Source organism: Vescimonas coprocola (assembly GCF_018408575.1).
Lineage (GTDB): Bacteria > Bacillota > Clostridia > Oscillospirales > Oscillospiraceae > Vescimonas > Vescimonas coprocola.
Map to the genome: position 1 here is coordinate 2,270,986 of NZ_AP023418.1, position 23,771 is coordinate 2,294,756.

25 protein-coding genes are annotated in these 23,771 nt (G+C 60.8%); 11 read left to right on the forward strand and 14 right to left on the reverse strand.

Annotation, left to right across the window (positions count from 1 at the left end; all coding sequences use genetic code 11):
• Window positions 1-23: 23 nt before the first annotated feature.
• Window positions 24-287, reverse strand: a complete 264-nt coding sequence (rpsT, locus tag KJS28_RS11075; protein WP_021859233.1) for a 30S ribosomal protein S20 — start codon at window positions 285-287, stop codon at window positions 24-26.
• 198 nt (window positions 288-485) lie between these two features.
• Between rpsT and gpr the strand changes: the two genes are divergently transcribed.
• Both gpr and KJS28_RS11085 read left to right on the forward strand, forming a co-directional pair.
• Window positions 486-1,322: a GPR endopeptidase gene (gene gpr / locus KJS28_RS11080; protein WP_213541001.1), complete on the forward strand. Its 837-nt coding sequence runs from the start codon at window positions 486-488 to the stop codon at window positions 1,320-1,322.
• A gap of 60 nt (window positions 1,323-1,382) precedes the next feature.
• On the forward strand, window positions 1,383-2,531 hold the full coding sequence (locus KJS28_RS11085) for an alanyl-tRNA editing protein (protein WP_213541002.1): 1,149 nt from the start codon (window positions 1,383-1,385) through the stop codon (window positions 2,529-2,531).
• A gap of 485 nt (window positions 2,532-3,016) precedes the next feature.
• Here the strand turns inward: KJS28_RS11085 and rnhA are convergent, their stop codons facing one another.
• From rnhA to dnaA, 10 genes are all read right to left on the reverse strand, one after another.
• Complete coding sequence (rnhA, locus tag KJS28_RS11090; RefSeq protein WP_213541003.1) at window positions 3,017-3,451, reverse strand: ribonuclease HI; 435 nt, start codon at window positions 3,449-3,451, stop codon at window positions 3,017-3,019.
• 194 nt (window positions 3,452-3,645) lie between these two features.
• On the reverse strand, window positions 3,646-4,332 hold the full coding sequence (gene tsaA, locus KJS28_RS11095) for a tRNA (N6-threonylcarbamoyladenosine(37)-N6)-methyltransferase TrmO (RefSeq protein WP_213541004.1): 687 nt from the start codon (window positions 4,330-4,332) through the stop codon (window positions 3,646-3,648).
• Window positions 4,332-4,670, reverse strand: coding sequence for a hypothetical protein (locus KJS28_RS11100; RefSeq protein WP_213541005.1), 339 nt, complete (start codon window positions 4,668-4,670; stop codon window positions 4,332-4,334). The genes tsaA and KJS28_RS11100 overlap by 1 nt, the downstream gene beginning before the upstream one ends.
• 3 nt (window positions 4,671-4,673) lie before the next feature.
• On the reverse strand, window positions 4,674-7,166 hold the full coding sequence (gyrA, locus tag KJS28_RS11105) for a DNA gyrase subunit A (RefSeq protein ID WP_213541006.1): 2,493 nt from the start codon (window positions 7,164-7,166) through the stop codon (window positions 4,674-4,676).
• Between the two features lie 31 nt (window positions 7,167-7,197).
• Window positions 7,198-9,135, reverse strand: a complete 1,938-nt coding sequence (gyrB, locus tag KJS28_RS11110) for a DNA topoisomerase (ATP-hydrolyzing) subunit B (protein WP_021859240.1) — start codon at window positions 9,133-9,135, stop codon at window positions 7,198-7,200.
• A complete protein-coding gene (gene remB / locus KJS28_RS11115; RefSeq protein WP_213541007.1) occupies window positions 9,128-9,430 on the reverse strand; it encodes an extracellular matrix regulator RemB in 303 nt (100 codons plus the stop codon). The genes gyrB and remB overlap by 8 nt, the downstream gene beginning before the upstream one ends.
• The gene (gene recF / locus KJS28_RS11120) at window positions 9,427-10,533 is read right to left on the reverse strand and encodes a DNA replication/repair protein RecF (RefSeq protein WP_213541008.1); all 1,107 of its coding nucleotides are present in this window, start codon (window positions 10,531-10,533) and stop codon (window positions 9,427-9,429) included. The genes remB and recF overlap by 4 nt, the downstream gene beginning before the upstream one ends.
• Entirely contained in the window at window positions 10,523-10,738 is a 216-nt protein-coding gene (locus KJS28_RS11125; RefSeq protein WP_213541009.1) for an RNA-binding S4 domain-containing protein, read from the reverse strand. The genes recF and KJS28_RS11125 overlap by 11 nt, the downstream gene beginning before the upstream one ends.
• A gap of 623 nt (window positions 10,739-11,361) precedes the next feature.
• Window positions 11,362-12,471 (reverse strand): DNA polymerase III subunit beta, encoded by a 1,110-nt coding sequence (gene dnaN / locus KJS28_RS11130; protein WP_213541010.1) that lies wholly within the window; start codon window positions 12,469-12,471, stop codon window positions 11,362-11,364.
• A 254-nt stretch (window positions 12,472-12,725) separates the two neighbouring features.
• Window positions 12,726-14,042 (reverse strand): chromosomal replication initiator protein DnaA, encoded by a 1,317-nt coding sequence (dnaA, locus tag KJS28_RS11135; protein ID WP_021859245.1) that lies wholly within the window; start codon window positions 14,040-14,042, stop codon window positions 12,726-12,728.
• 410 nt (window positions 14,043-14,452) lie between these two features.
• Between dnaA and rpmH the strand changes: the two genes are divergently transcribed.
• From rpmH to jag, 6 genes are all read left to right on the forward strand, one after another.
• Window positions 14,453-14,587 (forward strand): 50S ribosomal protein L34, encoded by a 135-nt coding sequence (rpmH, locus tag KJS28_RS11140; protein WP_021859246.1) that lies wholly within the window; start codon window positions 14,453-14,455, stop codon window positions 14,585-14,587.
• 106 nt (window positions 14,588-14,693) lie between these two features.
• Window positions 14,694-15,041 (forward strand): ribonuclease P protein component, encoded by a 348-nt coding sequence (rnpA, locus tag KJS28_RS11145; RefSeq protein WP_021859247.1) that lies wholly within the window; start codon window positions 14,694-14,696, stop codon window positions 15,039-15,041.
• Complete coding sequence (gene yidD, locus KJS28_RS11150) at window positions 15,038-15,247, forward strand: membrane protein insertion efficiency factor YidD (protein ID WP_021859248.1); 210 nt, start codon at window positions 15,038-15,040, stop codon at window positions 15,245-15,247. Before rnpA ends, yidD begins: the two co-directional genes overlap by 4 nt.
• A gap of 51 nt (window positions 15,248-15,298) precedes the next feature.
• A complete protein-coding gene (locus KJS28_RS11155) occupies window positions 15,299-16,384 on the forward strand; it encodes a YidC/Oxa1 family membrane protein insertase (RefSeq protein ID WP_213541011.1) in 1,086 nt (361 codons plus the stop codon).
• 12 nt (window positions 16,385-16,396) lie between these two features.
• A complete protein-coding gene (locus KJS28_RS12560) occupies window positions 16,397-16,684 on the forward strand; it encodes a Jag N-terminal domain-containing protein (RefSeq protein ID WP_228298392.1) in 288 nt (95 codons plus the stop codon).
• A gap of 46 nt (window positions 16,685-16,730) precedes the next feature.
• On the forward strand, window positions 16,731-17,216 hold the full coding sequence (gene jag, locus KJS28_RS12565; RefSeq protein ID WP_228298393.1) for an RNA-binding cell elongation regulator Jag/EloR: 486 nt from the start codon (window positions 16,731-16,733) through the stop codon (window positions 17,214-17,216).
• Window positions 17,217-17,432: 216 nt separating this feature from the next.
• Here the strand turns inward: jag and KJS28_RS11165 are convergent, their stop codons facing one another.
• From KJS28_RS11165 to KJS28_RS11175, 3 genes are all read right to left on the reverse strand, one after another.
• Window positions 17,433-19,583, reverse strand: coding sequence for a polyribonucleotide nucleotidyltransferase (locus KJS28_RS11165; RefSeq protein WP_213541012.1), 2,151 nt, complete (start codon window positions 19,581-19,583; stop codon window positions 17,433-17,435).
• A gap of 193 nt (window positions 19,584-19,776) precedes the next feature.
• Window positions 19,777-20,043 (reverse strand): 30S ribosomal protein S15, encoded by a 267-nt coding sequence (gene rpsO, locus KJS28_RS11170; RefSeq protein WP_021859252.1) that lies wholly within the window; start codon window positions 20,041-20,043, stop codon window positions 19,777-19,779.
• A gap of 332 nt (window positions 20,044-20,375) precedes the next feature.
• Window positions 20,376-20,564 (reverse strand): ferredoxin, encoded by a 189-nt coding sequence (locus KJS28_RS11175; protein WP_213541013.1) that lies wholly within the window; start codon window positions 20,562-20,564, stop codon window positions 20,376-20,378.
• A 156-nt stretch (window positions 20,565-20,720) separates the two neighbouring features.
• Between KJS28_RS11175 and KJS28_RS11180 the strand changes: the two genes are divergently transcribed.
• From KJS28_RS11180 to KJS28_RS11190, 3 genes are read left to right on the forward strand one after another with little or no spacing between them, the layout of a single operon-like run.
• Entirely contained in the window at window positions 20,721-21,086 is a 366-nt protein-coding gene (locus KJS28_RS11180; protein WP_213541014.1) for a GntR family transcriptional regulator, read from the forward strand.
• Window positions 21,079-21,975, forward strand: coding sequence for an ABC transporter ATP-binding protein (locus KJS28_RS11185; RefSeq protein ID WP_213541015.1), 897 nt, complete (start codon window positions 21,079-21,081; stop codon window positions 21,973-21,975). Before KJS28_RS11180 ends, KJS28_RS11185 begins: the two co-directional genes overlap by 8 nt.
• The gene (locus KJS28_RS11190) at window positions 21,929-23,731 is read left to right on the forward strand and encodes a hypothetical protein (RefSeq protein ID WP_213541016.1); all 1,803 of its coding nucleotides are present in this window, start codon (window positions 21,929-21,931) and stop codon (window positions 23,729-23,731) included. The genes KJS28_RS11185 and KJS28_RS11190 overlap by 47 nt, the downstream gene beginning before the upstream one ends.
• The last annotated feature ends 40 nt before the right edge of the window (window positions 23,732-23,771 follow it).

Here is a 23,771-nt window from a genome sequence, read left to right on the forward strand (position 1 = left end):
CGGCAGGTGTCCTTTGGTTTGGATCAGCCAATCTGGTTGAGTTTCAGCGTCAGCGCACTCTTCTTGTGAGCAGCGTTGTTCTTGTGCAGCAGACCCTTGGCAGCAGCCTTGTCAATGGACTTCACTGCGACCTTGTAAGCGCCCTCGGCCTCGGTGCGATTGCCTTCCACGGCAGCAGCCTCGAACTTCTTGATAGCGGTCTTCAGTGCAGAGCGATTGGCCTTGTTGCGGGCATTACGAGCCTCGGACACCAGCACACGCTTCTTAGCAGACTTGATATTCGGCAAACCAAACACCTCCCCGACGATAAAGTAGCTGCGTTGGAATGAAACATCCACGCAGGATGATATTTTAACATCTTTATCTGAAAATTGCAAGCACTTTTTGAATTTTTGCCATTCTTTTTTGCATATTCCCTATTTTTTGCGGGAAACTACCCGTAATCTACCACATTTTGTGGCACAACGGGAGGGGGAAACACAAGTATGACGCAGATCCGGACGGACTTGGCGCTGGAGGCAGCGGAAAATTTGCAGGCAGGCGGCCCCGCAGCCGGAGAACTCTCCGGGGTAGTCACCCGGACGGAGCGGCGGCAGGGCGTCTCCGTGACGGAGGTACGGATCCTGGACGAGACGGGAGCCAGAGCGCTGGGAAAGCCCGTGGGACGCTATGTCACCATGGAGCTGGAGAGCCAGCCCTTTTCGCAGCAGGCGGCGTGTCTTGCCTCCCTGCTGGCGGAGCTCCTGCCCCGTGGACCGGTGCTGACGGCGGGCATCGGCAACCGGGACATGACCTGCGACGCCATCGGCCCCACGGCGGTGGATCATCTGCTGGTGACCCGGCATCTGGTCCGCAGCGGGCAGGAGCCGTTCCGGGGCATAGGGGAGCTCTCCGCCCTGTGTACGGAGGTGCTGGGCCGGACGGGGATGGAGACCTGTGAGTTGATCCGGGCGGCAGCGGGAGCGGTGCGCCCGGCAGCCGTCGTCGCCGTGGATGCGCTGGCGGCCCGCAGTCCCCGGCGGCTGTGCCGTACCGTCCAGCTGGCGGATACGGGGCTGATCCCCGGCTCCGGGGTGGGCAGCCACCGCACCGCCGTGGATCGGGAGACGGTAGGGGTGCCGGTCATCGCTGTGGGAGTGCCTACGGTCATCGACGGGGCGGCGCTGGGCAGCGGCACCGAAGCGGCACCGCAGGGGCTGTATGTGACCCCCAGAGACATCGATCGGCAGGTCCGACAACTGGGGCGGCTGCTGGGCTACGGCATCTCGCTGGCGGTGCAGCCGGGGCTGACGGCGGAGGAGCTGGCGGCGCTGGCGGAATAGGCGGCGTTGCAATGGGGCGGCGTTTGTGGCATAATGGAAAAAAACGCAAAGGAGACGCCTATGGAAACCACAAAGCTCTATTATGAGGACGCCTATCTCCGGGAGTTCGACGCTGCGGTGCTGTCGTGCCAAGAGGAGCAGGGCCGGTATCTGGTGGTGCTGGACCGCACCGCCTTCTATCCGGAGGGGGGCGGGCAGCCCGCCGACCACGGCGTCCTGGGCGGCGTGGCGGTCACAGACGTGCAGGAGCGGGACGGGGTCGTCTGCCACACCTGCGCCGGGCCGCTGGCGGTGGGCAGCACCGTCCACGGCGCCATTGACTGGCAGCGGCGTTTTGACCATATGCAGCTGCACTCCGGGGAGCATATCGTCAGCGGGATGCTGTGCGCCGCCTTCCACTGCGACAATGTGGGCTTCCACATGGGGACCGATGTCGTGACCATCGACTATAACGCCGACATCCGCTGGGAGCAGGTGCTGGAGGTGGAGCGGCAGGCCAACCGATACATCTGGGAGGATCACCCCTGCCGAGTGACATTCCCCTCCCCGGCAGAGCGGGAGGCCCTCCCCTACCGCAGCAAAAAGACCCTGACGGGGACGGTGCGGCTGACGGAGTTTCCGGGGGCCGATCTGTGCGCCTGCTGCGGCACCCATGTCTCCGGCAGCGGGCAGGTGGGGCTGGTGAAATTTCTCTCCTGCCAGAAGCTCCGGGAGGGGGTGCGGCTGGAGCTGGTGTGCGGCGGCCGGGCCATGGCCCACCTGTGCCGCAGCTGGCAGCAGAACCGATCCATCGGGCAGCAGCTGTCGGTGAAGCCCGGCGACACCTCCGCAGCTGTGGAACGGCAGGGCCGGGAGGTCCTCTCCCTGAAGGCCCGGTGCGCCGGACTGGAGGAGGAGCTGTTCCGGCTGCTGGCAGAGCAGTACCGGGACGCCGGAGAGGTGCTGCTGGTGCGGCACGATCTGGCGGGAGACGGCACCCGACGGCTGTGCGACGCCGTGAGCCGTACCTGCGGCGGGCGATGCGCCGTGTTCTCCGGAGAGGGGGAGCAGTATCAGTACGCCGTCATCCATCCGGGAGCAGACCTGCGGGAGTTCGTGAAGCATATGAACGACGCCCTCCACGGTCGGGGCGGCGGACGCAGCGGCTTCGCTCAGGGAAGCGTCGCCGCCGATGAGGCAGCCATCCGGGCCTTCTTCCGTGGCGTGTGACGTCCTGTCTGTCCGATCCGTCCAAAATCGTGCCGAGCCTGTCCGCATGGACAGGCTCGGCTGCCCCTTGAAAGGGAAAATCCATCCCCGCAATCAGGCGAAAAAATGACTCCGACAGGGAGACGAAAATTCTTCTCGGCAAGCAGAGCCAAACACTTTTTCATCAGGCAGCCGAAAAAATCACTTGGTCAGGCAGGCCAAAATATCCCCCTGAAAAACGGACGCAAAAAGTTCCCCGACAAGCAGGGAAAATCTTTCCTGAAACAGAAAAGCCTCTCCTTAAACAGAAAAACCTCTCCTTGCACAGAAAAATATTTTCTTGCAGGAGAGACGCAAAAACGCCAGCCCCAAGGGCTGGCGTTTTTGCTGTGTGTTTGTTAGGAGAGAGAGAAAATCACATAAGGAATGGTTCCTTTGTACGAGTAAGATAATACCCTGTAAAGATGGCAGAATCATGAAATCCACATGAACTTTCTGTGAATTTCTCAGAACCTCTTACTCTCCGCCACAGCCATCTGGTCGCAGCGGTTGTTTTTCTCATTGCTGGCGTGGCCCTTCACCCAGTGGTAGTGTACCTGATGGGTCTGGATCAGGGGCAGCAGCTGCTCCCACAGATCCACGTTCAAAGCGGGCTTTTTATCGCTTTTCACCCAGCCCCGCTTCTTCCAGCCCCAGACCCAGCCCTTCTCCAGTGCGTCAATAACGTACTTGGAGTCGGAGTACAGCTCCACGATGCACGGCTCCTTCAGCAGAGCCAGCGACCGGATCACCGCCGTCAGCTCCATGCGGTTGTTGGTGGTCTCCGGCTCGCCGCCGGAGAGTTCCTTCTCGATACCGTTCCACTCCAGAATGGCTCCCCAGCCGCCGGGACCGGGGTTGCCAGAACAGGCCCCGTCGGTGTAGATGGTTACAGTTTTCATAGGCGTTCTTGTGTTGCTCCCAATGGTTTTATCGGGCGGCCCTGACCCGGCGGGCCCGTCCGCCATATTCTGCGGTGGCCCCGCAAGGGGCGAGCAGAACGGCATCACCGGTAAAACCGCATAGCGGTTTTACCCCCGTCGGTGCAGATGGTTACAGCCTTCATCGTTGTTCCTTATGCCGTTCTATATTGGCGTTACTTCTCCAGCGGGTCAATGGAATGCACGGTGAGAGTCTCCCCGTCCACGGTGAATCGCACGTTCTGCCCCGCAAAGCCCATGCCGTATACCCGCTGGGGGTCCTCCTGATACCGGGGACGGGGATCCCCCGCCAGCACGCCCAGCAGGCCCTCCCGGCTGTCCGCCGGGATGCACTCCAGAAGCCGGGGCGGACACTCCACCCGCAGGCAGCGGCTCTCCAGTCCGTCGGTGAAGCCCCCCACGGCATCGGGATGGCTGTCGGTATAGGGGAGGTAGGGCTTGATGTCAAAAATGGGCGTGCCGTCCATCAGGTCTGCGCCGCAGACATGGAGCACCGGCCCCAGCGCCTCACTCTGCTCCACCCGCTCCAGCCGCACCGAGGACAGGCCCAGATGGTTGGGGCGGAAGGGAGAACGGGTGGCAAAGACCCCCATGCGGCGATTGCCCCCCAGACGGGGTGGCCGCACCGTAGGGGACCAGTCCTGCCGGATGGCTTCGGAGAACTGCCAGATGAGCCAGAGATGGGAGAAATCCTCCAGTCCCCGGACGGCGTCCGGATTCCGGTAGGCCGGTTCAAAGACGATGCGGCCCCGCAGCTGTGGCACCAGCCCGCTCTGGCGCGGCACGCCGAACTTCTCCGGCAGCTCCGTATGGATGCGGGCGATGACCTGTAATGATTCCATCACAGCTCCCTCCGTCCGGTGTCGGTAAGGTGGGACAGGATGTCCTTGGGCAGACGGCTCAGACGCAGAGCCTGCCCCGCCACGATCAGCAGGATGCCTGCCGCCAGCGGCATGGCGCTGCGGAAATAGGTAGCCAGCACAAAGGCCAGAAACATCAGGCCCACCAGCCCCATCTGGAGCCGGGAGTTTCGGCTCTCCACCGTCTGGAGGGCCTCGCTCTTGCGGTACACCACACCGTCATAGGTGAACTCCCCCGTGGAGGAGGGATCGTGGTACAGGGTCTTGGTGAAGTACTGCCACCGGGTCAGGGGGCAGTACTGCTCCTTTTTCTTCCCCATGGCTTATTCCTCTGCCGGGGCGGTTTCCTTCTCCGTCTCCCGGTCCGCCAGCGCCATGGAGATGACGTGGTCGCCCTCCTCCTTAAAGCGCATGACGATAACGCCCTGCGTGGCCCGGCCGGCGATGCGGATGCTGTCTACCGCCGTGCGGATCAGGATACCCGCCTGCGTCATCAGCAGCAGATCCTCCTGCCCGTCCACCACCTTGATGCCCACAATGGATCCGGTCTTTTCCGTGACCATATAGTTGCGGATACCGAGACCGCCACGGCTGGTGATGCGGTACTCCTCCACCGGGGTGCGCTTGCCGTAGCCACGCTCCGTGATGGAGAGCACCGTCTTGCCGGCCTCGGCTCTGGCGGCGCCCACCACATAGTCGCCCTCCCGCAGGCGGATGCCCCGGACGCCCACGGCGGTGCGGCCCATGGCACGCACGTCCGTCTCGTCGAAGCACACCGCCTGACCGTCGTGGGTGGCAATGAGGATGCGCTGGCTGCCGTCGGTCTCCTGCACGTTGATAAGCTCGTCGCCCTCGTCCAGCGTCAAGGCCCGGATGCCGTTGTTGCGGAGATTCTTCAGCGTCTCCACCGGCAGACGCTTCACCGTACCGTTGCGGGTGGTCATGAAGAGGTACAGCTGGCCCTCCCCGGCCTCCCGGTAGTGGAGCATGGTCTGGATCCTCTCCCCCTGCTCCACCTGCAGGATGTTGACGATGTTGGTGCCTCTGGCGGTCTTGCCGCTCTCCGGGATCTGGTAGCCCTTCTTGCGGTAGACCTTGCCGGTATCGGTAAAGAACAGGAGATAGTCGTGGGTGGAGGCGGTGAACACATCCACCACGGTGTCCTCGTCACGGGTGGTGATGCCCTTCTTACCCATGCCGCCCTTGCTCTGGGCGGCGTACTCACTGACGGCGGTGCGCTTGATGTAGCCGTTCTCCGTCAGGGTAAAGACGCACTCCTCCTCCTCAATGAGGTCCTCGATGTCGATCTCGTCCTCCACGTCCTGAATTTCCGTCTTGCGGTCGTCGCCGTACTTCTCGGCAATGGCGGACAGTTCCTCCTTCAGGATGGAGCGCACCAGAGCGTCGTCGGACAGCACCTTCAGGAAGTAGGCGATCTTCTCCTCCAGCTCCTTGTACTCCGCCTGCAGCTTCTCACGATCCAGCCCCTGCAGCGCCTTCAGGCGCATATCCAGAATGGCCTGTGCCTGCACATCGTCCAGCCCGAAGCGGGACATAAGGTTCTCCTTGGCGTTGTCGTAGCTGGTGCGGATGATGTGGATGACCTCGTCGATGTTGTCCTGTGCGATGAGCAGACCCTCCAGCAGGTGAGCACGGGCCTGTGCGTCCTTTAGGTCATAGCGGGTGCGGCGGACGATGATCTCCTCCTGAAAGGCCAGATATTCGTCGATGATGTGGCGCAGGGAGAGGATCTTCGGCTGGGACTGGTTATTCACCAGCGCCAGCATATTGATGGCGAAGGTGGTTTGCAGCTGGGTCTGTGCAAACAGGCGGTTGAGTACCACCTGCGGATTGGCGTCCCGCTTCAGCTCGATGACGATCCGCATACCGTTGCGGTCCGTCTCGTCCCGGATGTCGGAGATGCCCTCCAGACGCTTGTCCTCCACCTGATCGGCCATGCTCTTGATGAGCATCCGCTTATTCACCTGATACGGCAGCTCCGTGATGATGATACGGGTGCGGTCGTGGCCGAACCCCTCGAACTCGTGGCGGGCCCGCATCACCACCCGGCCACGGCCGGTGGCGTAGGCGGCACGGATGCCGCTGCGGCCCATGATGAGGCCACGGGTGGGGAAGTCGGGACCCTTGATATAGGTCATCAGATCCGCCAGCGTGGCATCGGGATCATCCAGCACGTGGATACAGGCTCCGATGACCTCCCGCAGGTTGTGGGGTGGGATATTGGTGGCCATACCCACGGCGATACCGGAGGAGCCGTTGACCAGCAGATTGGGGAAGCGGCTGGGCAGCACACGGGGTTCCTTGCGGCTCTCGTCAAAGTTGGGGTCCCAGTCCACGGTGTCCTTCCGGATATCCCGCAGCATTTCATTGGAAATTTTAGAAAGACGGGCCTCCGTGTAACGGTAGGCAGCGGGGGGATCGCCATCCACGGAACCGAAGTTGCCGTGGCCGTCCACCAGCATATAACGCATGGAGAAATCCTGTGCCAGACGCACCAGAGCGTCGTAGACGGAGGCGTCGCCGTGGGGGTGATACCGGCCCAGCACGTCGCCCACGCAGGTGGCGGACTTCTTAAAGGGGCGGTCGCTGGTGAGGTTGTCCTCGTACATGGCGTAGAGAATACGCCGGTGGACAGGCTTCAGGCCGTCCCGCACGTCGGGCAGCGCCCGGCCCACGATAACGGACATGGCGTATTCGATGTAGGACTTCTCCATCTCCGGCACCAGCGAGCGCTCGACGATGTGCTGGTCCGGGAAGCGGATCTCCTCAGGATCGTATTGGGGTTTCTTACTCATATATTGTTACTCCTTGTCAGAGGATTGGGGATCAATAATCCAGATTCACAGCGTACTTGGCGTTTTTCTCGATGAACTCCTTTCGGGGCTCCACCTTCTCGCCCATGAGGACGGTGAAGGTCTCGTCCGCCTTGACGGCGTCGTCCAGCGTGATGCGGCGCAGAGTGCGCTTCTCCGGGTCCATGGTGGTCTCCCACAGCTCGTGGGGGTTCATCTCGCCAAGGCCCTTATAGCGGTTGATGTCGATCTTCACATTGGGGTTGCCGTCCCGCATCTCGGAGGAGATGGCGTCCCGCTCCTCGTCGGTGTAGGCCACCCGCTGCTGCTTGCCACGGGTCAGCTTATACAGCGGCGGCACGGCGGAATAGACGTAGCCCTCCTCGATGAGGGGCCGCATGAACCGGAAGAAGAAGGTCAGCAGCAGCGTCCGGATATGGGCGCCGTCCACGTCGGCATCGGCCATGATGATGATCTTGTGGTACCGCAGCTTATTCAGGTCAAATTCCTCCCCGATGCCGGCGCCCAGCGCCGTGATCACCGGCTGGAGCTTGTCGTTGCCGTATACCTTGTCGGCTCTGGCCTTCTCCACGTTCAGCATCTTGCCCCACAGGGGGAGAATGGCCTGAAACCGGGAGTCACGGCCCTGGGTGGCGGAGCCGCCTGCGGAGTCGCCCTCCACGATATAAATTTCCGTCAGCTCCGGATTGTTCTCGTTGCAGTCCCGCAGCTTATCCGGCATGGCGGCGCCGCCCAGCGCCGTCTTGCGGCGGATGGACTCTCTGGCCTTGCGGGCGGCCTCTCTGGCCCGGTTGGCCGTCAGCGCCTTATCCAGAATGGTGCGGGCCACCACCGGATGCTCCTCCAGATACACCGACAGCTGGTCGGAGACAAGGCCGTCCACCAGCGTGCGGATATAGGCGTTGCCCAGCTTGGCCTTGGTCTGGCCCTCGAACTGGGCCTCCGTCAGCTTTACGGAGATCACGGCGGTGATGCCCTCCCGGACGTCCTCGCCGGAGACCTTGTCCCCCTCCTTGATCATGCCGTACTTGATGCCGTAGGCGTTGAGCACACGGGTCAGGGCCGCCTTGAAGCCCGTCTCGTGCATACCGCCCTCCGGGGTGTGGATGTCATTGGCAAAGGAGACCATGGTCTCGGCGTAGCTATCGTTATACTGCATGGCAATCTCCGCCGTGGAGTCTCCCTTGGCACCGGCCATGTAGATGACCTCCTCGTGCAGCGGGGTCTTGTTGCGGTTGATCCAGGTAACGAACTCCCGGATGCCGCCCTCGTAGCACATGGTGTCCTCCTGCTCCTGTCCGGGGCGGCGGTCAGCAATGGAGATCCGCAGACCGGCGTTCAAAAACGCCTGCTCCCGCATCCGGGTGTGGAGGGTCTCGTAGTCGTACTCCAGCGTGTCGAACATCTCGCCGTCGGGCTTGAAGCGGACGGTGGTGCCGGTGTGGTCGGTGTCACCGATGACGGTCATCTCCTGGGTGATGGCGCCACGGGAGAACTTCATCTGATAGATCTTTCCGCCCTTGTGTACCTCCACCTCCAGCCACTCGGAGAGGGCGTTGACCACGCTGGCGCCCACGCCGTGGAGACCGCCGGAGACCTTATAGCCTCCGCCGCCGAACTTGCCGCCGGCGTGCAGTACGGTATATACCACCTCCAGCGCCGGGCGGCCGGTCTGCTTCTGGATATCCACGGGGATACCACGTCCGTTATCGGTGACGGTGATGGTGTTGCCCTCGTTGATGGTAACGGTGATATCCGTGCAGTAGCCCGCCAGCGCTTCATCGATGGCGTTGTCCACGATCTCGTAGACCAGATGGTGCAATCCGGAGGCGGAGGTGGAGCCGATATACATACCGGGGCGCTTGCGCACCGCCTCCAGTCCCTCCAGCACCTGAATTTCCGAAGCGTCATACTCCGTGGTGACGGCGGTTACTTTTTCCAGTTCAGACATGGGTTCTTTCCTTTCCTTGCCCGCCGGTGACGGCAGGTTGATCGTTTTCCGTGCGCTTCTGAAGCGTCTGTGTGTTCAGCTGGGAGATATAGACCAGCTGCTTATGGTAAGGGTGGTCGCACACCAGAAATGACTTGGGGATATCGTCGCAGGCGTCCAGCACCACGCCGTCCTTCTCCGCCCGGTCCAGAAACTCTCTGGTCCGGGGGGACTGGGAGGTGATGTCCAGATCGAACACGCCGATGATGCGGCGGCGGCTGACCATGACGTTCTTGCCGATGTGCAGATAGCTCATGCCAGCACCTCCCCGCCACGGATATGGAACACCTTGCCGGAGAGCAGGGTGTCCAGCCGGTCGTTTTCGCAGCAGGTGATGAACACCTGCCCCCCGGCGATGCGGTTGAGGACATACTCCTGCCGCCGGGGATCCAGCTCCGACAGCACGTCGTCCAGCAGCATGATGGGGTATTCCCCCATGGTGTTTTTATGAATTTCCCGATCCGCCAGCTTCAGAGCCAGCGCCGCCGTGCGGACCTGTCCCTGTGAGCAGAACTGCCGGGCGCTGCGCCCGTTGACCAGCACCTCCAGATCGTCCTTATGGGGGCCGGAGAGGCACAGACGGGAGGCGATCTCCGCCTGCTCATGGCTCTGCTGATGCTCCATCAGGGCCGCAAACAGCTGCTCCTGCGGGAGAAAGGGGTCGTGAACGGTGCTGACCGTCTGATAGCGCAGCTCCAGTTCCTCCCGCTGGCCGGAGCACTCGTAGTGGGCCTGCGCCGCATACTCTGCCAGTGCCCGGCAATATCTGGCCCGGTAGTGGATCAGCACCGCTCCCACCTGACACAGCCGCCGGTTGAAGTCCGGCAGGGTGGCCAGCAGCTGGGGGTAGTCGCCGCTGTCCCGGAGAATGCGGGTCTTGTGCTCATAGAGCCGGTGGTATTCCGCCAGTGCCTCCCCGTACCGGGGCCGCAGCTGGCAGAGGGACAGGTCCATGAACCGCCGGCGGGCGGCAGCCCCCTCCCGGATGAGCATCAGATCCTCCGGGGAGAAGAACACGGTGTGCAGCACGTCGGAGAGGGCGGCGTTGTTCTTGGCGGGAACGCCGTTGACGCTGGCCTTGCGGCGGCGGCCACGGAACAGCTCCACCTCCGTGCGGAACTCCCGGTCCCGTGTAAACATCTGCCCCAGGATGCGGGCCTTGTCCCGGTCGAAGCCGATGAGCTCCCGGTCCGCTCTGGCCCGTGGCGACTTGCCGCAGGAGAGATAGACCATGGCCTCCAGCAGATTCGTCTTGCCCTGTGCGTTCTCGCCGTAGATGACGTTGCAGCTGTGGTGGAAGGTCAGGGCCTGCCGGTCGTAGTTGCGGAAGCCCTCCAGCGTCAGGGCGTCAATCCGCATAGCGCACGCCGTAGTGCAGGCCCTCGGCCTCCACGTCGTCGCCGGGGCGGATTTTCTTGCCCCGCTGGGTGCAGACCTCGCCGTTGACCAGCACTTGGCCCTCCTGAATGAGGAGCTTGGCTTCGCCGCCGGTGGCGGTGACGGCCGCCAGCTTCAACAGGTCCTGAAGCTTGATGTATTCTGTGGTGATGGTGATGGTTTCCATAGATGTCCTCCTGTGAGGTAATGAGGTGGGGTTTCTTTTTTTCCTCCGACGGGTGATCTTCTTTCAATAGACCCTTTTGCATAGGGAACGTGTCTCCGACGGCCCACTTTTCCCAGCAGTTTTTCTTTTGTTCCTCCGGCGGGTCACTTTCTGCCAATAGCGGCAGAAAGTACCCAAAGAACGCCAGCAGAAACCCATGGTTTCTGCACTTCCTTCTCGTTTGCAAGAGCTGTGGTCTAAGTCCTGCCGAAAAAGGGAATTGGCGTATTTCTACTCACGCTGCCGCTGCATTGGGAGTTTGAAGGAACGTGCTGTTCTACCGTGGGAAACGGATTGCCCCAGCGGTAAACGCAACATTTCCTCCACCAGAGTGGGAGCGGCAGCGGGTCTGTTGCTGAGTCAATTCCCACTATGTCCCATAACGAACGCAACTCTTGAGAGTAAAGGAAGTCTTGAAACCATCGGTTTCAAGCGGCGTTTTTTGCATACTTTTTGCTGCTGTTGGCAAAAAGTATGCCGCCGGAGGCATAAAAAGCTACTGGAAAAACAGGCTGCCGGAGACAAGCAAAACGCCCCGTTCAACAACTATCCGTATAATCCTCTCTCTATATTTCAGTTTGTTATCATGCCTTCAGCCGCACCGGCAGGACCATATAGAGGAAATTCTCCTCCCCTTCCACGGGGGTCATGATGCAGGGAGAGATGCCGGTGTTCAGCTCCATCTTCACCTTCTCCGCCGGGGCATAGCGCAGGGCGTCCATGAAGAAGCGGTTATTAAAGCCGATCTCCAGCCCCTGACCGTCGCCCTCCACGGGGCAGATGTCCTTAGCCTCGCCGTTGCCGGTCTTGGCGGACAGATACACCCGGCCGGCATCAAAGATGCAGTGGACGGGGCTTTTCAGTTTCTCACTGATGACCACGCTGACACGGTCCAGACTGTTGAGCATGGCCTTGGTATCCACCAGAATGGAGATGGGATTATTCCGGGGGATGGCGTTGCGGTAATCCAGAAATTCGCCCTCCAGACGGCGGCAGATCAGCTGGGTGGAGCCGGTCTCGAACATCAGATGGCGCTTGCCCTGAATGATGGTCATGAGGTTGTCGCTGTCCTCGCAGATCTTCTCCACCTCGTTGAGGGCGGAGCCGGGGGCCACGAACCGGAAAGCGCCGCCGTCGATGCGCTCCAGCGGCTCCCGCCGCAGAGCCAGACGGAAGCCGTCCACGGACACCATGGTCAGGCCCTGCTCGTTGATCTCGAAGAGGGAGCCGGTGTGGATGGGACGGGTCTCGTTGGTGGAGACGGCGAAGCTGGTCTGGTTGATCATGGCCTTCAGGGTCCCCTGTTGGATAGCCACAGAGTACTCGTCATCCACCTCCGGCAGCTCCGGGTAGTCCTCGGCGGACAGGCCCATGATCTCGAAGCTGGCGTCGCCGCAGGTCAGGCGCACCATATATTTCTCATCCGCCGCAAATACCACCAGATCGTCCGGCAGCTTCCGGATGATCTCACCGAACAGGCGGGCGTTGAGGACGATGCGGCCCTCCTCGTGAACTTCGGCCTCAAAGGCGGTGCGGATGCCGGTCTGCATATTGTAGCCCGACATGGTCAGCCGGTCGCTGCCCTCTACAAGGATCCCCTCCAGCGCAGGGATGGAGCTTTTGGCGGCCACGGCACGGGATACGGTATTGACGGCACTTTGCAGCAGCGCTTTTTCGCAGGAGAAACGGAGCATATTTTTCTTCCTTTCTTGTCGAACGATTTTTGTCATGCTTCTCAGAAAGAGAACATAAACTAATCTTTTATTCAGTAACAGCCGCAGTAGAGAATTTTCTTGTGGAAAACCGGCGCAAACCCTTGCTGCGACACGGTTTGTTCTCCACCGCTGTTTGTGGACGAAACCTCCCCTTTTTCCACAGGGAACGACGGTGTTTTCTTCTCCCCAGCTTTTCCCTGTGGAATCCACAGAGCCTTGTGGAAAAGTAGGGGTCAGCGCTTGGCGTTGATGTTGGTGGTGATCTCCTTCACCACCTCGGCAAAGGCGGGGTCGGTACGCATTTGCTTCTCCACCTTATCCAGCGAGTGCAGCACCGTGGTGTGGTCCCGGTCACCAAATTCCTTGCCGATGTCGTTGAGGGAGAGATTGGTCATGCGGCGGATGAGGTACATGGCGATCTGCCGGGCGTTGACCTCGTTGCGACCCCGGCGCTGGCCACGGAGCACATCCTCCTCCACGCTGAAATACTTGCAGATATAGCTGATGATCACCGACGGCGAGGGGATGTACTCGTTGCTCTTTTGCAGCATATCCCGGACGGCACGGCCCACGGACTGCTCGTCCACCTGATCCCCCAGCAGATCCCGGTAGGCCAGCAGCTTATTCAGGGTCCCCTCGATCTGCCGCACGTTGGCGGTGACGTTCTCGGCGATGTAGCCGTAGATCTCGTCGGGGAGCTTTACCCCCAGCATGGCGGCCTTGTTCTTGATGATGGCCAGTCTCGTCTCGAAGTCGGGAGGGGCCACATCCACCATAAGGCCCGACACGAAGCGGCTTTGCAGACGATCCTCCAGTTGGGTCATCTCACGGGGCGGACGGTCGGAGGTCAGCACGATCTGCCGCCCGGATTCATACAGGGTGTTGAAGGTGTGGAAGAACTCCTCCTGAGTCTGCTTCTTGCCGGCGATAAACTGGATATCGTCCACCAGCAGGATGCCCGCCTGCCGGTACTTCTCCCGGAACTCGGCGTTGCTGCCCTCCCGGATGGAGGCGATCAGCTCATTGGTGAAGTCGTCGCCCTTGATGTACACGATCCGCAGGTCCTCCCGCTTGCGCTTGACCTGATGGGCGATGGCGTAGAGCAGATGGGTCTTGCCCAGTCCGGAGTCGCCGTAGATGAACAGAGGGTTGAAGTTTTCCGCCGGCTTATCCGCCACGGCCCGTGCCGCCGCATAGGCCAGCTTGTTCTGCGGCCCCACTACATACGTCTCGAAGGTGAAGGCGTCGGAATCCAGCAGGGAACCGGGCTGATCCGGGGCCACACCGTGATAGGCAGCCAGCTGCTCGTCGTTGAGGATCTTCACCTCCAGATCGGAGGAGAAGATGTCCTTCAGCGCCGCCTTGATGTGCTTCATGAAACGGGTCTCGATGGTGCTTTTTTTGAAGGAGTTGCTGCAATGCAGCACGAAGGCGGAGTCCTCCATGGTGACCACGTCCACCTCGTCGAACCATGTGCGGATGGTGGTCTCGCTGAGCTGCTCCTGTAATCGGCTTAGTACGCTCTGCCATACGTCAGAAATGGAATTCAATGAAAGCGCCCCTTTCCCCCTGATGGATCTCTATCTCTGTATTTGAAAAAAATTTATCCGAGAATAGTATAGCAGAAACCCCCGGAAAAGTCTACACTTATTCTAATATAAGCTGCAAAAAATGACGCACCGGAAGGCACAAGATGTAGGGAGAAAAACCGGAGGAAAACCACCAGATTTCAGGCTTTTGCCGAAAAAACACACCGCTTTTCATAAGAACCCGCTCTTTTCCCCTTCAGATTTTTGTTGACAGGCGGAAAAAGCTCATGTATAATGACAAATGCGCTAATTTTAAGCGCCTGACGAATGTCAACTGCGGCCGTGGGAGAATGCTTCCCACCCGCCGTCGAGTATGTGCGGCAGAGGCTTTTTCTGCCGCCTGATCTTACAAAAGATGGAGGTGTCATGCAATGTTCCGTACCTATCAGCCCAAGAAGCGTCAGCGCTCCAAGGAGCACGGCTTCCGCAAGAGAATGGCCACCCGCAACGGCCGTAAGGTGCTGGCTCGCCGCCGTGCCAAGGGCCGTGCTCGCCTGACCCATTGAGGTCACGGAAAGTGCATCGGTCATAGATAATCAAACAGGGACGGTGGATGGGAAAAACCGCCGTCCCTATTGGTCTATGTAATTCAGATTGGTAAAAGAGGACGCTATGAAGGCAGCCGTCACGGTAAAAGAAAATTATGAGTTCCGCCGCATCTACCGCAAGGGCAAGAGTCTGGTGTCGCCGCAGATGGTGCTGTATTGGCAGAAAAACCGTCAGGGACAGTCCCGTCTGGGGATCACCGTCAGCACCAAGCTGGGCCACGCCGTGGTCCGCAATCGGGTGCGCCGCCGCTTCCGGGAGCTGTACCGGCTCCACAAGCCGGAGATGCAGCCGGGCTTCGACGTGATTTTAGTGGCCCGTGGGCGGGCCGTCCGCAGCACCTATCAGCAGCTGGACGAGACGTATCTCCGCCTGCTGCGGCAGGCGGGCCTCGTGCCGGAGGAGACGGCATGAAGCGGGCGCTTTTGAAGCTGTTCCGGTTCTACCAGACCTCCGTCTCCCCTCTTTTTCCGCCCCGGTGCCGCTATATCCCCACCTGCTCGGAGTATGCCGTGGAGGCGGTGGAGAAATACGGCGCCGCCAAGGGCGGCCTTCTGGCCCTGCGCCGTCTGATGCGATGCCATCCTTTCCACAAGGGCGGGTATGACCCTGTCCCCTGACGCAACAGCCTCGTTTTTCCCATCCCATTATAAAACGGAGGTATCTACCCCATGTTTGCACAAATCGGCTATTATATCTGCGTGCCGTTTGCGTGGCTGACCCGGCTGTTTTACAGTCTCACCGGGTCCTACGGTCTGGCTCTGATCCTCTTCACTCTGGTGGTGAAGCTGGTGATCCTGCCCTTCCAGCTCAAGAGCAAGAAGAGTATGCTCCGGATGAACCGGATGCAGGGCAAGGTGAAGGATATCCAGACCCGCTTCGCCAACAATCGGGAGCGCCAGCAGCAGGAGATGGCGGACCTGTACGCCCGTGAGGGCGTGAACCCCATGTCCGGCTGCCTGTGGTCCTTTATCCCCTTCCCCATCCTGATCGCCCTGTACGCCATCATCCGTACCCCCCTGCGGTACTTCATGAGCCTGTCCACCTCCGTCATCGAGGAGATCGGCACGCTGGCAGGTACGCTGGGCTATGAGGCCAGCAACAACACCTATGACCAGATCTATCTGGCCAAATTCATCCATGAGCACTGGGAGAGCTTCGCCGGGAAGTTCGATGGTCTGGTGGACCTGAACTACAGCTTCCTTGGGATGGATCTGGCGTCTCAGCCCTCCACGCTGCTGAGCCAGTTCCCCGGCGGCGGCTGGCCCGTGTGGGGCATCCTGCTGCTGCCTGTGATCTCGGCGGCGGCCCAGCTGGTGATGAGCATCATCACCATGCGCACCAACAGCACCGAGGGCGCAGGCTCCGCCAAGACCATGATGTACCTGATGCCCCTGATGACCCTGTGGATGGGCTATATGCTGCCCGCCGCACTGTGCATCTACTGGATCGCCAACACCGTGTTCTCCCTGATCCAGGAGGTGACTCTCAACAAGTACTTCAATAAGATCCTGGATCGTGAGGAGACCGAGAAGGAAAAGGCCGCCCGTGAAAAGCGCTACGCCAAGTACCAGAAGCAGAAGGAACTCATGGCCCAGCAGCAGATGAACGGCGGTGGCCGCAATGACCGTAAGCCCCAGCCCAAGAAGAAAAAGCAGGGCGGCGAGGAAAAGCACAGCGGCACCAATGAAAACGGACGTGTGGGCCAGCGGCCTTATGCACGTGGCCGTGCCTATGATGAAAAGCACTACGAATAAGGAGTTTTGTCTATGAGCTATATCGAAGTAACGGGCAAGACCGAGGAGGAAGCTGTCCGTAAGGCACTGACCCAGTTGGGTCTGGAGCGGGACGACGTGTCTCTGGAAATCTTGGAGCGTGCCAAGAGCGGCTTTCTGGGCATCGGCGGTTCGCCCGCCCGTATCCGTGTGACCTACGGCACCGACGAGCCGGAGGAGAAGAAGGCCGAACCCACCAAAAAGGTGGAAAAGAAGCCGGAACCCAAGGCAGAGGTGAAAAAAGCCGGAAGTAAGGCCCGAACCCAAGAAACAGGAGCCTAAAAAGCCGGAGACGAAGCCGGTGGAGAAGGCTCCGGAGCAGAAGACTGTGACGGTCGGGACCTGCGACGACGACAACGCCCGCCGTATCCGGGAGTTTCTGGAGGGTCTGCTGCAGCACATGAACAGCCCCGCTCAGGTGAATGTGGCGCTGGAGGAGAAGGGCCGGTATCAGGTGACGCTGGAGGGCGAGAAGCTGGGCCAGCTCATCGGCCGCCGCGGCGAGACGCTGGACGCCATCCAGCAGCTGACCAACTACGCCGTCAACTCCGGTGCGGATAAGCGCATCCGGGTCCACGTGGACGCCGAGAACTATCGGGCCAAGCGGGAGCAGAGTCTGGAGTCTCTGGCCCGGAAGGTGGCCGGCAAGGTCACCAAGTATCGCCGCAGCGTGACGCTGGAGCCCATGAACGCCTATGAGCGCCATGTGATCCATGCCGCCCTGCAGGACGAGCCGGGCATCACCACCTACTCCATCGGCAGCGAGCCGAACCGCCGTGTGGTGGTGAGCTACGACCGGGAGAAGCGCCAGTAAGGCAGCGCTGTTCCATAGGAAATATACCCCCGCCCCTACATAGGGGCGGGGGTGTTTTTGCTTTTGGGAGGGGGGATCCCAATGGGAGATGTATCATTTTCTCCATCCGGCAGAAAGCGATCCGTCGGAGGCATCAGGTAAAAACGAAAAAAGAGTTCCCCATGCACTGCATGGGGAACTCTTTATACACAGAATTGGCTGATCCGTCCCGGAGAATTACTGGATCTTCTCCCCGGCGGCCTCCTTGGCCCGGATCTCCTTCATGGCATCCTTGTGAGACAGGTTCCAGCGGCCCTTCTCGTCGATCTCCATGAACTTGACCCACATCATGTCGCCCACCTTGCAGGCGTCCTCCACCTTCTCGATGCGCTTGTCGGCCAGCTTGGAGATATGCACCAGACCATCCTTGCCGGGAGCGATCTCCACGAAGGCACCGAAGGTCATCAGGCGCACGACACGGCCGTAGTACAGCTTGCCCACCTCCGGTACAAAGACGATGTCATCGATGCACTTCTTGGCGATGGCGCAGCTCTCGGCGTCGGGAGAGGCAATGTGGATGGTGCCGTCGTCGTCGATGTCGATCTTGGCGCCGGACTCGGCCACGATCTTCTGAATGACGCTGCCGCCCTTGCCGATGACCTCACGGATGCGGTCAGGATCGATGTGCATGGTGAGCATCTTGGGGGCGTACTTGCTGACCTCAGGCCGGGGCTCGGCAATGCAGGGCAGCATGATCTGATCCAAGATCTGGCACCGGGCATCGTAGGTGATGTCCAGAGCGTTGCGGATGATCTCCATGGTCAGGCCGTCGTTCTTCAGGTCCATCTGAATGGCGGTGATGCCCTTCTTGGTGCCGGCCACCTTGAAGTCCATCTCGCCGTGGAAGTCCTCCACGCCCTGAATGTCGATGAAAGTGGTGAAGGAGCCGTCGTCGTCTTGGATCAGACCGCAGGAAATACCGGCCACAGGGGCGGAGATGGGTACACCGGCATCCATCAGAGCCAGCGTAGAGCCACAGATGGAGCCCTGAGAGGTGGAGCCGTTGGAGGATACCACCTCAGACACCACACGGATGGCATAGGGGAACTCCTCCACCGGGGGGATCACAGGCAGCAGGGCCCGCTCCGCCAGAGCGCCGTGGCCGATCTCACGACGGCCGGGGCTGCGGGCGGGCTTGGCCTCGCCCACGGAGTAGCCGGGGAAGTTGTAGTGGTGCATATACCGCTTCTCCGTCTCCTCCCAGATGGTATCCAGCTTCTGGCAGGCGGAAAGGGTGTCCAGCGTCGCCACGGACAGCACCTGCGTCTGGCCGCGGGTGAACAGGCCGGAGCCGTGGACACGGGGCAGCACGCCCACCTCGGCGGACAGGGGACGAATTTCGTTCTTCTGGCGGCCATCCACACGGTGGCCCTCCAGCAGCCATGCTTTGACGATCTTCTTCTGGAACTTGTAGGTGAACTCCTCCAGATACTGATCCATATCCGGATACTCCTCCAGATATTTCTCATGCCAGTGCTGGATCATCTCATTCCAGCGGGCCTCACGGACGTTCTTGTCGTCGGTGTCCATGGCAGCTTTGGCCTCGTCCATGAAGTCGTGGACGATCTTGTCGAACAGCTCCTGATTGAAGTCGGCGTGGGGATAGTCAAACTTGGGCTTGCCGATCTCGGAGACCATCTGGTTGATGAGGGCCACCTGCTTCTGGTTCTCCTGATGGGCCAGCTGGATGGCACGGTACATGGTGTCGTTATCCACCTGATTGGCGCCGGCCTCGATCATCACCACCTTCTTGCCGGTGGAGACCACGGTGACATCCAGATCGCTGACCTTGCGCTGCTCACTGTTGGGGTTGAGCACCAGCTCACCATCCACCAGACCCACCTTCAGAGCGCCCACAGGGCCGTTCCAGGGGATATCGGAGATGGCCAGAGCGGCGGAGGTGCCGATGAGGGCGGCGATCTCTGCGGAGCAGTCGTGGTCCATGCTCATGACGGTACACATGACGGACACGTCGTTGCGGAAATCGGAGGGGAACAGGGGTCGGATGGGCCGGTCGATGACACGGCTGGTGAGGATGCCCTTCTCGCCGGGGCGGCCCTCACGGCGGTTGAAGCTGCCGGGGATGCGGCCCACGGAGTACAGCTTCTCTTCGAAGTCCACGCTCAGGGGGAAGAAGTCGATGCCGTCACGGGGACGGGCGGCAGCGGTGACGCAGCACAGCACGCTGGTCTCGCCATAGGTGACCATGACGGCGGCGTTGGCCAGCTCGGCCAGCTTCCCGACCTCCAGCGTCAGAGGACGGCCCGCCAGCTCCATGGTATACTTGTGGTAGTTGGGGAATTGGCGCTTGGTGATAATGGTAGACATGGTATAGCTCCTTTTCATTGAATTTTTCCGTATGGGAGCCAAACCATTTAGCACTTGAAACCATGTCGGAGGAGGGATTTTCCAGCATCTTCCGACACATTTTCAACTGCTAAAGGCTGAAAGCGGCTCCGCATACGGGCGGGGAAATTGTGAAAGAAGGGTGGTGCGCCCTGCACACCACCCTGTTTTCAGCTTACTTACGCAGACCCAGCTTGGCGATGAGGGCACGATAACGCTCGATGTCCTTCTTGGCCAGATAGTCCAGCAGACGACGGCGCTTACCGATCATCATCTGCATACCACGACGGCTGTGGAAGTCGTGGGGATGGACCTTCAGATGGGCGGTGAGCTGGTTGATCCGCTCGGTGAGGATAGCCACCTGAACCTCGGGAGAACCGGTGTCGGTAGCGTGGGTGCGGTTGGCCTCGATGATAGAGGTCTTCTGATCCTTCTGCATCATAGTTGTGTTTCCACCTTTCTTTTAGTTGGCCCGCAGTCTGAGTGCCGGGACGGGTGAAGCGTCCACGGGACTAAGAACAGGGGCAAGTCCATACGCATCGCAGCGTACTCTGATAAAATACCATAAAATCCTCCGGATGTAAAGAATAAATTCCGAAAAACCGTGGGAAAATCGAAAAATTTTCCGCTGTGGAGGGGACTTTTGCCTCCGACGGCCCACTTTTCCAGCTGCTGGGAAAAGTGGGCCGTCGGAGACATAAAGAAAAAGCTGCTGGGAACAGCTACCCGCCGGAGACAAAACAGAAATCGCTGCCGGAAAGGATCAAACCGCCGTCACTTCAGTTCGATAGCCCCCACGGGGCAGCTGTCCGCCGCCTCTTGCGCCGCCGCCAGATACTCCTGCGGTATCGGCTCTGTGATGGCCTGCGCCGACTCCCCCGGCAGGATGCTGAACACCTCCGGGCATACGCCGGGACACAGACCGCACTGGATACAGGTCTCCCGATGGACATATGCGTGCATATTTCTCCCTCCCTTCGCCAAGCAGATCGGGAATATTATGCCCGCAAACCGTGGAAATTAGTAGGATTCTACGCAGTTCCCTATTGACACGGGGGTGGTTTCATGCTAACCTAAGTGTACTAACATGAATAGTACACGAGGAAGGAGTGTGCATCTTTGATCCGTCTGGATTATCGGGACGCCCGTCCCATTTATGAGCAGGTGAAGGACGGCCTGCGGCGGCTGATGGTCACCGGTGTGCTGGCACCGGGGGAAAAGCTGCCGTCGGTTCGGAGCCTTGCCATGGATCTGGCCATCAACCCCAACACCATCCAACGGGCCTATGCCCAGCTGGAGATGGAGGGCTACGTCTACTCCGTGGCAGGCCGGGGTACCTTCGTGGCGGAGGGACAGGAGCAGAATCTGGTCCGCCGCCGGGAGGTGGAGGCCAAGGTGCAGCCATTGGTGCAGGAGCTGCGGGAGCTGGGCATGACGGAGGGTGAGTGGATCGCCCTGTGGAGAGGAGGAAACGAGAATGCTTGAGGCAAAAGAGGTGGTCAAGAGCTTTGACGGCTTCCGGGCACTGGACAGCGCCACCCTCACCGTACCCAAGGGGACGGTATATGGGCTGGTTGGCCCCAACGGCGCCGGAAAGTCCACCATCATCCGCCACTTTACCGGCGTATACCGCCCCGACAGCGGCAAACTTCTGCTGGAGGGCGCTCCCATTTGGGAGAACACCGACGCCAAGCGGCGCATGGTGGTGATCCCCGATGACTGGTACTATTTCCCGCAGGCGTCCATTGCCGAGATGGCGAAGCTGTACGCCGGGGCGTACCCCTCCTTCTCCTGGGAGCGATACGAGAAGATGAAGCAGGTGTTCCCCCTGAATGACCGCCAGATGCTGCGGCGCATGAGCAAGGGGATGCAGAAGCAGGCGGCCTTCTGGCTGACCATGTGTTGTATGCCGGAGTACCTCATTCTGGATGAGCCGGTGGACGGTCTGGACCCGGTGATGCGGCGGCAGGTGTGGTCCCTGCTGCTGGGGGACGTGGCGGAGCGTGGTACCACGGTGCTGGTGTCCAGCCATAACCTGCGGGAGCTGGAGGATGTCTGCGACCATGTGGGCATCATGAATCAGGGTAAGGTGCTGCTGGAGCGGAGCCTGTCGGAGCTGCAGGATACCACGGTGAAGCTGCAGGTGGTGTACCCCGGCGACGAGCCCCGCCTGCCGGCGGAGCTGAATATCCTGCACCACTCCACCGTGGGCCGGGTGCATACCTACATCCTCCGGGGCGACCGGGAGAGTATCCTGAACCGGATGCAGATCACCGCTCCCCTGCTGCTGGAGGCTATTCCACTGACGCTGGAGGAGATCTTTATCTATGAGCTGGGAGGTGCTGACTATGCGGTCCGTGACATCGTTCTTTAATCCGGCACTGGCCCGCAGCGATCTGCGCCGCCACTGGCCCATTCCGTTTCTGTATACCGCCATCTGGCTGGTGGCGCTGCCGGTGCAGCTGTATCTGCGGCACATAGCCGAGGGCGCAAGCTACGGGACCCGGACGGTTTCGGAGGTGTGCCAGGGTACCTACAGCATGGGTGTCATCATGGCCTTTGTGTTCGGCGGTGTGCTGGCCATGGCCCTGTATTCCTACCTGATGAACGGCCGGTCCGTGGGATTGATACACAGCCTGCCCCTGAAGCGGCAGACCCTGTTTTTCACCCAGCTGCTGACGGGCTTTGCCATGCTCACCGCCGGGAATCTGCTGGTGGTACTGGTGAGCCTGCTGGTGTGCGGCGAGCCGGGTCCGCTGCTGGTATGGCTGGCGGTAGTGACGCTGGCGGAGATCTTCTTTCTGGCTCTTGGCACGCTGTGCGCCATGCTCACCGGCTGGCTGCTGGCGGTGCCTGTGCTGTATGTGGGGATAAACTTTCTGGTGATGGCAGTCATGCAGCTGATCCACTGGCTGGCTGAGCTGTTCATCTTCGGCTATCAGGAGGATGGCTTCGGCAGCTTCACCCTGTGGTGTACTCCGGTGGTGCAGCTGGTCCGCCGGCTGACGGATCCTCAGGGCGTCGTCGCTGAGTATGTGGGCTATCCCGTCGTCAGCGCTGATGTGAGCCCGCTGGAAAACGGCGGCTGGCAGGCACTGGGGATCTATGCCGCCGCTGCGGTGGCGATCCTTGCACTGGCCTGTATGCTGTGTATCCGGCGGCGCAGCGAGCTCTCCGGCGATGTGGCGGCCTTCCCGTGGATGCGGCCGGTGCTGCGCTACGGTGTGGGCTGCATAGGCGGTCTGGCGCTGGGCATGATCCTGTACAGCGTGACCTTCGGTCTGGCCCGTTCCAATGATATCCGGGCCTACCTGCCGGGAATGCTGCTGTGCGTGGTGCTGATGACGCTGGTGTGCAGCTTCGGAATGTCCATGCTGCTGGGGAAATCCCTGAAAATTTTCCGCCGCACCTGGAAGGGTACGGTGCTGCTGGCGGCGCTGCTGGCAGCGGTGTGCGTGTGCGTGCGGATGGATGTGGCCGGTGTGGAGCGCCGGGTGCCAAAGGCCGACGAGATCGAGAGTGTCACCGCTCAGTGCAGAAACATTCAGCCCTTTACGGCCACCTCCGGGGATACCGAGACCATCGAGGCCATCCGGGCCATCCACCGGGCCATACTGGAGCAGGCGGAGGACGGCGACGTCGATCTGGACGGCACGCCGCTTATAGAGGACGGCCAGTACATCTGGATCCGCCTGAAGTATACCCTCACCGACGGCTCCACGCTGGAGCGGGGCTATAACGTGCCGGTGCGGCGGGCTTCCGCCCTCTATACGGCCATCAACCGCATGATGTCCACGCCGCTGGCGCGGCAGGAGTTGGTGATCTCCGGCACGGCGGATGCGGATTCCGCTCCGCTGGGCGGCAGCATCTACTCCGTGGATACCGGCGACGTCCGGAACCTCACGGCGGTGGAGGCCCAGATGCTGTATCAGGCGGCTCAGCAGGACGTGGCCCAGGGCCGGGTGATCAGCGACATCCTGTCGGATACCGGCTATAGCCCCCTGCAGGTGGACATCACCGGCAACGACTGGGATTGTGTGCTGAATCTGGACAATTTCACCGACGATGCCCACACGCTGGAGCTGGTGAACCGCTTCCTGAGCGGCGGCGACGGAGAGAGCGGCGAATAAGCCTTTGGATCGTGAACGCACCCCTGCCGGCAGCGGCAGG